This window comes from Amycolatopsis sp. NPDC004772 (assembly GCF_053601215.1).
This window is the reverse complement of sequence record NZ_JBSGBK010000075.1, coordinates 33,635-43,745: the sequence shown is the minus strand read 5'-3', so window position 1 is coordinate 43,745 and position 10,111 is coordinate 33,635. Positions and strand designations below refer to the sequence as shown.

10 protein-coding genes are annotated in these 10,111 nt (G+C 73.1%); 1 reads left to right on the top strand and 9 read right to left on the bottom strand.

Annotated features, from left to right (window positions below; all coding sequences use genetic code 11):
• Positions 1-70 precede the first annotated feature (70 nt).
• On the bottom strand, positions 71-1,234 hold the full coding sequence (locus ACWEF6_RS33000; protein WP_449686513.1) for an ROK family transcriptional regulator: 1,164 nt from the start codon (positions 1,232-1,234) through the stop codon (positions 71-73).
• A gap of 99 nt (positions 1,235-1,333) precedes the next feature.
• Here ACWEF6_RS33000 and xylA point away from each other — a divergent pair, with 99 nt between their 5' ends.
• On the top strand, positions 1,334-2,482 hold the full coding sequence (gene xylA, locus ACWEF6_RS32995; RefSeq protein ID WP_449686512.1) for a xylose isomerase: 1,149 nt from the start codon (positions 1,334-1,336) through the stop codon (positions 2,480-2,482).
• Positions 2,483-2,489: 7 nt separating this feature from the next.
• Here the strand turns inward: xylA and ACWEF6_RS32990 are convergent, their stop codons facing one another.
• Genes ACWEF6_RS32990 through ACWEF6_RS32955 form a run of 8 tightly spaced genes read right to left on the bottom strand, consistent with a single transcriptional unit; the run spans position 2,490 to position 9,760 of the window.
• On the bottom strand, positions 2,490-3,137 hold the full coding sequence (locus ACWEF6_RS32990) for a ThuA domain-containing protein (protein ID WP_449686511.1): 648 nt from the start codon (positions 3,135-3,137) through the stop codon (positions 2,490-2,492).
• Positions 3,138-3,148: 11 nt separating this feature from the next.
• Positions 3,149-4,519 (bottom strand): alkaline phosphatase family protein, encoded by a 1,371-nt coding sequence (locus ACWEF6_RS32985; RefSeq protein ID WP_449686510.1) that lies wholly within the window; start codon positions 4,517-4,519, stop codon positions 3,149-3,151.
• Positions 4,516-5,643, bottom strand: a complete 1,128-nt coding sequence (gene eboE / locus ACWEF6_RS32980) for a metabolite traffic protein EboE (protein ID WP_449686509.1) — start codon at positions 5,641-5,643, stop codon at positions 4,516-4,518. Before eboE ends, ACWEF6_RS32985 begins: the two co-directional genes overlap by 4 nt.
• Entirely contained in the window at positions 5,640-6,491 is an 852-nt protein-coding gene (locus ACWEF6_RS32975; protein WP_449686508.1) for a TatD family hydrolase, read from the bottom strand. Before ACWEF6_RS32975 ends, eboE begins: the two co-directional genes overlap by 4 nt.
• Positions 6,491-7,012, bottom strand: coding sequence for an EboA domain-containing protein (locus ACWEF6_RS32970; protein WP_449686507.1), 522 nt, complete (start codon positions 7,010-7,012; stop codon positions 6,491-6,493). The genes ACWEF6_RS32975 and ACWEF6_RS32970 overlap by 1 nt, the downstream gene beginning before the upstream one ends.
• Positions 7,009-7,830 carry a sugar phosphate isomerase/epimerase family protein gene (locus ACWEF6_RS32965; RefSeq protein ID WP_449686506.1) on the bottom strand — a complete coding sequence of 274 codons (822 nt, stop codon included), beginning with the start codon at positions 7,828-7,830 and terminating at the stop codon, positions 7,009-7,011. The genes ACWEF6_RS32970 and ACWEF6_RS32965 overlap by 4 nt, the downstream gene beginning before the upstream one ends.
• Positions 7,827-8,654 carry an SCO3242 family prenyltransferase gene (locus ACWEF6_RS32960; RefSeq protein ID WP_449686505.1) on the bottom strand — a complete coding sequence of 276 codons (828 nt, stop codon included), beginning with the start codon at positions 8,652-8,654 and terminating at the stop codon, positions 7,827-7,829. Before ACWEF6_RS32960 ends, ACWEF6_RS32965 begins: the two co-directional genes overlap by 4 nt.
• Positions 8,651-9,760, bottom strand: a complete 1,110-nt coding sequence (locus ACWEF6_RS32955; RefSeq protein WP_449686504.1) for an inositol-3-phosphate synthase — start codon at positions 9,758-9,760, stop codon at positions 8,651-8,653. The genes ACWEF6_RS32960 and ACWEF6_RS32955 overlap by 4 nt, the downstream gene beginning before the upstream one ends.
• Positions 9,761-10,111: the final 351 nt, after the last annotated feature.

Here is a 10,111-nt window from a genome sequence, read left to right as displayed (position 1 = left end):
GTGTTGATCACACCCCACCGAACGCCACATTGGGTGCGTCCAGCGCACCCAACGCCACATTGGGGCGCTTCTAGGCTTGTTGTGCCCGGGTGACGAACGGCGCCGGATCCGCCAGGACGCGGTGGATGACGCGGCCGGCCGCGCCGAGCGTGGCCGCGTCGCCGCCGAGGCGGGAGGCGGTCAGGTACGGGGGCGTGCCGCGCAGGCCGCCGAGGCGCTTGGCCAGGACCTCCGACACCGGCCCGGACAACCACGGGTACAGCTGCGTGAACACCCCGCCCAGCACGATGCGGTCAAGGTCCAGCAGGTTCACCGCCGAAGTCAAGGCGATGCCGAGCGCTCGCCCGGCCGCCGCGCACGCCGCCAGCGCCGTCTCGTCGCCGCGCTCGAGAGCGGCCAGCAACGCCGGGACCGAGGCCGCCTTCCCCGCCGCCAGCAAGGCTTCCTGCCCGGCGTAGGTCTCCAGGCAGCCACTGCCGCCACACCGGCACGGCGCTCCCTCCGGGGCGACCACCACGTGCCCCAGCTCGCCGGCCAGGCCCGTCGCGCCCGAATACAGCGTGCCGCCGACCACCAAGCCCGCGCCGATGCCGATTTCCCCGGACACGTAGAGGAAGTCGCGTTCGCCGTCGCCGTACCAGAGCTCGCCCAGCGCCGCGAGGTTCGCCTCGTTGTCGAGCTCGACCGGGATCGGCAGGCGCAGCAGGTCGGCCGGGCGGACGTCCTGCCAGCCGAGGTTGGGCGCGCTGAACAGCACGCCGTCGCCGACCGGGCCGGACACCGCCAGCACCGCGCCCGCCGCCTCCAGCCCCAGCCGGTGTGCCTCGGCGAGGGCCTCCGAAGCCAGCTCCTGCAGCTCTCCCAGCACCTTCTTGGGCCGTGCGCCACGGTTGTCGCGATCGCGGCGGACGGCGACCCGGACCGCGCCGGTCAGGTCGAGCACGCGCACCGCGAGGTAGTCGACGTTGATCTCCAGCCCCAGCGACGCCACCCGCGCCCCGCTCAGCACGACCTCGACGCCGGGCCGGCCGCGTTCGCCCGCCCGCGCGGGGCCCGTCTCGGCGAGCAGGCCGGCCTCCACCAGGTCGCCGACCAGCTTCGAGACGGTCGACTTGGTCAGGCCGGTGACCTCGGCGAGCGCGGCCCGGGTGAGCGGGCCCCCGCGGCCGACCGCGCCGAGCACGACCTCGAGGTTGCGGGCGCGCATCTCCTCGTGCCGCACGGCCTGCGTCATCGTGTCCTCCCGCGAAGCACTGTAACCCCGGCCTCTTGACGCCGGGGACCCCCGCGGCGCATATTTAGTCTACAACGTGAACTAAATGAAGGGACAGTCATGAGCGACTACGCTCCCCAGCCGGCCGACAAGTTCACCTTCGGCCTCTGGACCGTGGGCTGGCCCGCCAACGACCCGTTCGGCGTCGCGACGCGGGCGCCGCTGGACCCGGTCGAGAGCGTGCACCGGCTCGCCGAGCTGGGCGCCTACGGCGTGACCTTCCACGACGACGACCTGCTGGCCACCGAGCCGGACCGCGACAAGGCGATCGAGCGCTTCCGCAAGGCGCTCGCCGAGACCGGCCTCAAGGTCCCGATGGCCACCACGAACCTGTTCACCCACCCGGTGTTCAAGGACGGCGGCCTGACCAGCAACGACCGGGACGTCCGCCGGTACGCGCTGCGGAAGGTGCGCCGCAACCTCGACCTGGCGGCCGAGCTGGGCGCCGAGACCTACGTCGTCTGGGGCGGCCGCGAAGGCGCCGAGTCCGACGCGGCGAAGGACGTCCGCGCGGCGCTGGACCGCTACAAGGAAGGCCTCGACCTGCTCGCCGACTACGTCGTCGAAAGGGGCTACAACCTGCGGTTCGCCCTGGAGCCCAAGCCGAACGAGCCGCGCGGTGACATCCTGCTGCCGACGATCGGGCACGCGCTGGGCTTCATCTCGCAGCTCGCGCGGCCGGAGCTGTTCGGGCTCAACCCGGAGGTCGGCCACGAGCAGATGGCCGGGCTGAACTTCGTGCACGGCATCTCGCAGGCGCTGTGGCAGGGCAAGCTGTTCCACATCGACCTCAACGGCCAGCACGGCCCGAAGTACGACCAGGACCTGATCTTCGGCCACGGCGACCTGAAGAGCGCGTTCTTCCTGGTCGACCTGCTGGAGAACGGCGGCTACGAGGGCCCGCGGCACTTCGACTACAAGCCGCTGCGCACCGAGGACGCCGCGGACGTCTGGGTGTCCGCGGCCGCGAACATGCGGACGTACCTGATCCTCAAGGAGAAGTCGGCGGCGTTCCGGGCCGACCCGGAGGTCGTCGAGGCCCTCGCCGCGTCGCGGGTCCCGGACCTCTCGACGCCGACGCTCGCCCCGGGCGAGACGTTCGACGACGTCCTGAACGACGAGTTCGACCTCGACGCGGCGGCCGCGCGCGGCTACCACTTCACCCGGCTCAACCAGCTCGCCCTGGAGCACCTGCTCGGCGTGCGCTGACCGGCCGCTACGCCGCGGGAAGCACTCCCGCGGCGTAGCGGATCGCGCCCAGCAGGAGGGCGCGGAACGCCGGATCGGCGTACGACTCGCTCGTGTGGCCGAGTCCGGTGTAGAACGCCCGGCCCCGCCCCTGCGGGTGACACCAGGTGATCGGGTGGTCCGCGCCCATCCCGCCACCGGTGTAGCTGGACTCGTCCAGCGTCTGCAGGACGTGCACCCGGCCACGCGGGTTGGTGCGGAAGTCGTACAGCTCGTCGGTCCGGGTCCACACCGGCGGCAGGTGGGCGGTCGCCGGGTGGGTGCCGTCTTCGGTGACGAACCGGGCCTGCTGGATCTCCGGGTGCGTCTCGAACCAGGCGCCCACCAGCTCCCCGTACCAGGGCCAGTCGTAACCCGTGTCGGCCGCCGCGTGGACACCGACGTATCCGCCCCCGCCCTCTACATAGGACTCGAACACGGTCCGCTGCGCCGCGTCCAGGACTTCCCCGCTGGTCGAGAGGAACACCACCACGTCGTGCGCGGCCGGGGTGAACGCGTCCTCGGTCGCCGTGACGTCGAAGCCGTGCGCCGAGCCCAGGTCCCGGATCGCCCGGATCCCGGCCGGGATCGAGTCGTGGCGATACGTCATCGTCTTGGAGAACACCAGCACCTGCACAGGGAACCTCTTCACTCGGCGGGAACGGCGGCGGCCAGCAGGAGGTCCTTGACCTCGGTGGCGTGGATCTTCTCGCGGGCGAACGCCGGGTCCGAGCACAGCAGCACGGGCCCGTCCTCGGGCGCGTCGGGCAGCCGCCCGTGGCTGCCGCGCACCGGAGCCGGATCGAGCGGCACGACCTGCATCGAGTACCGCAGGCCCAGCTTCTTGCGGGCCAGCGCGGCCGCCGCCTTCAGCTTGACCTTCGGGTCGCGCGGGTCGAAGAACAGCTCGGCCGGGTCGTAGCCGGGCTTGCGGTGGATCTCGACGGTCTTCGCGAAGTCCGGCGCGCGGTCGTCGCTGAGCCAGTAGTAGTAGGTGAACCACGCGTCCGGCTCGGCGATCGCGACCAGCTCGCCCGCGCGTTCGTGGTCGACGCCGAACCCGGCCTGGCCTTCCCGGTCCAGTACGACGTCCACCCCGGACAGCCCGGCGACGATGTCCCGCACCCGCGCGAGGTCCGCCGGATCGGTGACGTAGACGTGCGCGACCTGGTGGTCGGCGACCGCGAACGCCCGGGACGTCCACGGGTCCAGGTACTCCATGCCCGCCTGGACGTACACGGAGAGCAGGCCTTCGCGCCGCAGCGCCCGGTTGACGTCGACCGGCCGGCTCGCGTTCGTGATGCCGTATTCCGACAGCGCGACGACGGTGTGCCCGCCCGCGGCCGCTTGGTCGAGCAGCGGCTGCAGGGCCGTGTCGAGCTCCCGGGCCGCCGCCGCGGCCTCGGGTGCGTCGGGGCCGAAGCGCTGCAGGTCGTAGTCGAGGTGCGGGAGGTAGACGAGCGTGGTGTCCGGCTTGTCCTCGGCCACGATCTTCTGCGCCGCGGCGATGATCCACCGCGACGACGTGATCGACGCCGTCGGGCCCCAGTAGGTGAAGAGCGGGAACTCGCCGAGGGTTCCGACCAGGCGGTCGTGCAGCTGCGGCGGGTGCGTGTAGCAGTCCGGGGACTTCTTGCCGTCGGCGTGGTAGATCGGCCGCGGGGTCACCGTGAGGTCGGTGGCCGCGCCCATCGCGTACCACCAGCAGACGTTCGCGACCCGGTGGCCGGGCTGCGCGCGGCGGGCCGCGTCCCAGAGCTTGTCCCCCTGCACCAGCTTGTTGTGCTGGCGCCACAGGAACACCTCGCCGAGTTCGCGGAAGTACCAGCCGTTGCCGACGATCCCGTGCCCGGCCGGGGTGCGCCCGGTGAGGAACGTCGACTGCACCGGGCAGGTGACCGCCGGGAACACCGTGTCCAGCTGCGCGGTGAAGCCCGGCTCGGCCGCCTTGCGCAGGTTCGGCATGTGCGGGAGCAGCCGCGGGGTGAGCCCGACGACGTCGAGGACGAGCAAACTCATGCGGACACCTCTTCCAGGCCCAGGGTGGTCAGTTCCCGCCGGGTCCAGTCCAGCTCGGCCGCGATGCCCGCGACCAGCCCGGCGTCGTCGGCGGGTGCGTCCGGGAGCACCTGCCAGGTGTAGGTCTCGGCTTCGACGTGGTCGGTGCGCGCGGCCGCGCCGCCGAACAGCTCGGCCAGGGTGGCCGCCAGCATCGGCCGGGTGGACGTCAGCGGCGGCGCCGGGTCGGCGTGCAGCGGAACGTGGAAGTGCACCCGCCACGGCCGCTTTCCGGGTAGCGCGCCGGCCAGCGCGAGGTCGAGGTCGTCGGCTCCGGGTGGCGCTCCTTCGGTGCTCTGGTGCAGGAACCGGGGCTCCACGAACGAGGCCAACGCCGTCCGCGTGACGGGATCGGCCGGATCCGGAGCCTCCAGCGCGGCCGACGCCTGCAGCTTGACGACGTCCAGCCCGGCCGCCTCCAGCCGTCCCAGAGCGGCGGCCGGGTCTTCGAAACCGACCGCGAGGTGGCAGGTGTCGAGGCAGACGCCGAGCCGGTCCTTGTCCACTTCGGACAGCAGTGACGCGGCCTGCGCGGTCGTCTCGATGATGCAGCCGGGTTCCGGCTCGAACGCCACCCGCACCGGCCGGTCCTGCGCGGCGAGCCCCTTGGCGAGGGCATCGAGCTGCCCGTCGTCGCCCCGCCACTCCGTGCGCCAGCCGAGCGGCAGGGTCGACACGCTACCGCGCACGGCGTCGTCCGGCATCAGCTCGCCGAGCAGCCGCGCGAGGTCCAGGGTGTACCGGGTCCGCTCGGGCGTCGACCAGTCCGGGCGGTACACCTTGTGCTTGACGACCGGGTCGTGGAAGCCCTGGTAGGGGAACCCGTTGAAGGTGACGACCTCCAGGCCGCGCGCCGCCAGCTCGCGTCGCAGGCGGGCCACCGCGCCCGGGTCGGCGGCCAGCTCGGTGGCCACCGGCCGGGCCAGCCACAGGCCGAGCCCGAGCCGGGCCACACCCAGGCGCTCGCGGACCGGCTCGCCGAAGCGGGCCAGCTGGGCGAGCACGCCGTCGAGGTCTTCGGCCTGGTGGACGTTGGTGCAGTAGGCGAGGTGGACCAGCGTGCCGTCCCGGTGGCGGAACCTCACTTGCGCGCCCCCCGCAGGATCGAGTTGCCCGCGAACTCGGCTTCCGGAGGCACTTCGTCCAGCGACAGCCGCCCGCTCTGGCCGTAGAACTCGACGGGGTTGCGCCACAGCACCCGGTCGACGTCGTCCTCGGTGAACCCGGCGGCCAGCATCGCGTCGCCGGTTTTGCGGGTCTTGAGCGGGTCGCTCTTGCCCCAGTCGGCGGCCGAGTTCACCAGCACGCGCTCGGTGCCGTACTCCTGCAGGATCGCGACCATCCGATCCTCGTCCATCTTCGTGTCCGGGTAGATGGAGAAGCCCAGCCAGCAGCCGGAGTCCTTGGCCATCGCCACGGTCAGCTCGTTGAGGTGGTCGAGCACCACGCGCTCCGGCGCGATCCCCGACTCGCGGACGACGGCGATGCTCCGCTCGGTCCCGGCCGCCTTGTCGCGGTGCGGGGTGTGGACCAGGGCCGGCAGGTCGTGGGCGATCGCCAGGGCGAGCTGCGCGGCGAACGCCTTGTCCTCCTCCGCGGTCATCGAGTCGTAGCCGATCTCGCCGACCGCGACCACGCCGTCCTTCTCCAGGTACCGCGGCAGGAGTTCGAGCACCGGGACGCAGCGCGGGTCGTTGGCCTCCTTGGGGTTGAGCGCGATCGTGCAGTGGTGGGCGATGCCGAACTGGCTCGCGCGGAACGGCTCCCAGCCGACCAGGGCGTCGAAGTAGTCGGTGAAGCTGCCGACGCCGGTGCGCGGCTGGCCCAGCCAGAACGCCGGTTCGACCAGCGCCCGGACGCCGGCGGCGTGCATGGCCGCGTAGTCGTCGGTGGTCCGCGAGCTCATGTGGATGTGGGGGTCGAAGATGCGCATCAGCCGTCCTGTTCGTTCAGCAGGGTGCGGAGATCGGCGGGGACTTCGCGGCCGGCCGCGGTGCGTTCGGCGGCGAAGGCCCGCAGCATGCGGAGCAGTTCTTCGTCGGTCCGGCGCTCCAGGCCGGCCACGGCGGCCAGGGGGATGCCCATGAAGACGCACTTGAGGACGCCGTGGCGGTAGGCGGCGTCGCCGAGGTGGGTGGCGGCGTACTCGCCCATCGCCGCGGCCACCAGGCGGGTGTCGTTGGTGCGCAGCGCGTCCGCGACCAGCTCGATCCCGGCGTCTCCCGTGTCCACAACGGACAGTCCATCGAGGACCGCGCGCTTTTCGGCCGCGTCGCCGTATCGGTAGAGCTCGGGCATCTGCGCGGCGGCGCCGGGTGCCGCCTTGAGCAGCTCCACCCGGGCCGTGTCCGCCGCCGTCCGGCCGACCCGGCGCCCGACGGCGGGGAACACCGTCTGCAACGCCTTCGCGTCGGCGGCGACGTCGGAAAGCGCCTTTTCCAGCCAGGCGTTCACGCGGTCACCGCCTTCCGCAGGAACTCCAGGGACTCGCGGGCGATCCTCGGGGCCGCGTGGCTGTCCCGCGGCAGTTCGACGGCGACGAGGCCGGAGTACGGCTCGAGGGCGGCCAGGACCGGCGGGAAGTCGATCTCGCCGCGCCCGAACTCCAGGTGCTCGTGCGTGCCGCGGCGCATGTCGTCGATCTGGACGTTCACCAGCCGCGGCAGCGCCCGGCGGACGCAGTCGGGCACGGACGCGGACTCGGTGCACCGGCAGTGCCCGATGTCCAGCGTCAGCCCGAACCGGTCCGGGTCGCCGAGCCTTGCCGACAGCTCGAAGTACCCGTCGAGATCCTCGACGAGCATGCCGGGCTCGGGTTCGAAGCCGAGCCGGACGTCGTGCTCGTCGGCGGCCTTCAGCACCTCGGCGCACCCGTCGACCAGGTACGCCCAGGCCTGCTCGCGTTCGAGGTCCGCCGGTTTGTTGCCGCTCCAGAAGGAGACCGCGTCGGCACCGAGGTCCGCGGCGATCTTCACCGCCCGCGTCAGGAACTCGACGCGGCGCGCGCGGTCGGGGTCGAGGAACGTCGGCGAGTGCTTGCGCCAGGGGTCCAGCAGGAACCGCGCGCCGGTCTCGATGACGACGGCGAGGCCGAGCCGGTCCAGGTCGGCGGCGACGTCGGCGACCCGGCGGGCGAGGTCCGGCCCGAACGGGTCCAGGTGCTGGTGGTCGAGGGTGAGCGCGACGCCGTCGTACCCGAGGTCGGCCAGCACGCGCAGGGCGTCGGGGAGGCGGTGGTTGGCGAAGCCGTTGGTGCCGTACCCGAACCTCATGTCGGCGACACCTTCCGGCCCAGCACCCGCGCGACCGGGAACGCGGCGGCCACGGCGAGCGCCGACCGCCACGCGCCGGCGCGGGCGATCAACCCGGCCTGCAGCGGGATCATGCCGTGGATACCGGCCCCGACCGCCCGCCGGATCTTGCGCCCGGCCGGGTCGCGGACGGCGTCGTACTGCGCGCCGCCGGTGGTCACGGCGTACGTCCCGAGCAGCGCCGAGGACAGCAGGCCACCCCGGCCGGCGGCGACCCCCACGCCGGCCGTCGCGACCAGGGTGGCCGCGGGCAGCGCGGGCCCGGCACCGTCCACTTCGGACCGTGACAGCGTTGTCACGGCGTAGGTGTGCGCGCCGACGGTCAACGCCGCGGGCAGCGCGGGTCTGCTCCCGCCCGCGCCGAGCAGGACGTCGAGGGTGCGGGCGGCGGCCATCGCGGCCGGGCCCAGCACGGTGTTCTTGAGCGCGAAGTCGTAGGCCCACACGGTCGCGGCCAGCGGCAGGGCGACCCGCAGGGCCCGCCGTCCCCCGGCGGCCGCGGCGATGGCCAGCCCGCCCGCGGTCAGCCCGGTGGCGACGCCCAGCGCGGTCCCCGGCGCGACCCGGCCCGACGGGATCGGCCGCTCGGGCCGTTCGACGGCGTCGAGATCGCGGTCGGCGTAGTCGTTGAGCGCCATGCCCGCCCAGTAGAGGCAGACCGAAGCACCGGTCAGGGCGAGCGTGCGGCGGCCGAACGGCCAGCCCGCCGCGGCGGCCCCGGCGACGGCGTCCCCGGGAACGGTCAGCGCGGCGGGTGCGCGGACGAGCTCGACCAGCGCCTTCACCGGTGCGCCCAGTCGCGCAGGGCGGCGTACTGCGACGCCAGGTCGTGCGGGCCGTCGCCGACGGGATCCTTGAAGAAGAAGCCGAACTCGGTGACCGGCCCGGCCACGCCGTCACGGCACGCCTTGCCGGTCAGCCGGGCGAGGTCGAGCACCAGCGGCGCGGCGAGCGCCGAGTCGCAGCCTTGCCAGGTCAATTGCAGCGTCATGCGCGCGCCGAGGAAGCCTTCGAACAGCACGTGGTCCCAGGCGGTCTTCCAGTCGCCGAGGGCCGGGACGTAGTCGATGTGCACCTCGCCGTCGACCGGGTGCCCGAGGTTCTGCGCCAGCACCTGCTGTTTGGACGCGTTCTTGCTCGCCGCGGCCGCGGGGTCGGCCAGCGTGGCGCCGTCCCCGCCGCCGAGCAGGTTCGTGCCCGACCAGGCGAGGACGTTCAGCCCGCGCTGCGCGAACATCGGCGCGAGGACGGACCGCAGCAGCGTCTCACCGGTCTTGCCGTCCCGGCCCGCGTACGGCTGCCCGGTGGCGCGGGCGAGTTCGTCGAGGGCCGGCAGCCGCGCACCGGTGGACGGGGTGAAGTCGACAAAGCCACAACCCGCGCGGAAGGCGGCGTAGGCGTAGAGCGCACTCGGCGGCAGCGTGTCGAGCTCGGTCTCGAGGGCGGCCAGGGAAGCGTGCGCGGGCTGCGGTGGACACGGCGGTTCAGTGGAGGCGACGTTGAGGACGACGACGTGGTCCAGCCCCCGGCGGAACTCGGTCAGGTCGGCGACCACCTGCTCGACCGCGTCGCGCCCGCCCCCGGACGGCGCGGGCCGCAGCCGGGCCTCGGCCACGTCGAGCTCGGCGGCGACGGCACCGGGCAGAGCGGCCGGCAGCACCCCGGCGGAGGCCAGGTGTTCGGACCGTTTGAGCAGCGGCGTGTCCACCACGTCGTGGCCCCCGAAGACGAGGTCCCCCAGGCCGGGTAGCGCGGCCCCGGCGAAGTCCGGCAGGTCGGTCACGCAGCCGGCGCGCGACGCGAGCCCCGCCCGCAGCGCGGCGGCCCCGGCGACGGCGGTGGTGGCCACCGAGCCGCGGGCCCCGATCAGCCAGACACCGAGCTTCCCCATGGTTCCTCCAGTTCCCGGTCCAGCCCGCACCGGTCCTGGCGCGGGTCCACAGCGAGATCACGCGCCGGCCATGTCCCCGGCCGGCGCGGCGGTACTGGGTTTCCTTGAGCGACAAGAACTTCACGGCTCGACGCCGTCAGCCCCCATTTGCACGATACCGGCAGAAACGCCCATACCGGCCGCGCCGCACGGACAACATGGCGGACAGAGCGCCCCCATCCGGGCGAATTGCGGGTGAGCCGGATCGGTTCCGCCGCAGCGGTTAGGCCATTCGAGATCACCGCCAGGCGGAAGCAGGACTCGCAGAACCGGGCGCCTTTCAGCGCGATACCGCCCGTCGGGCGAGCACCG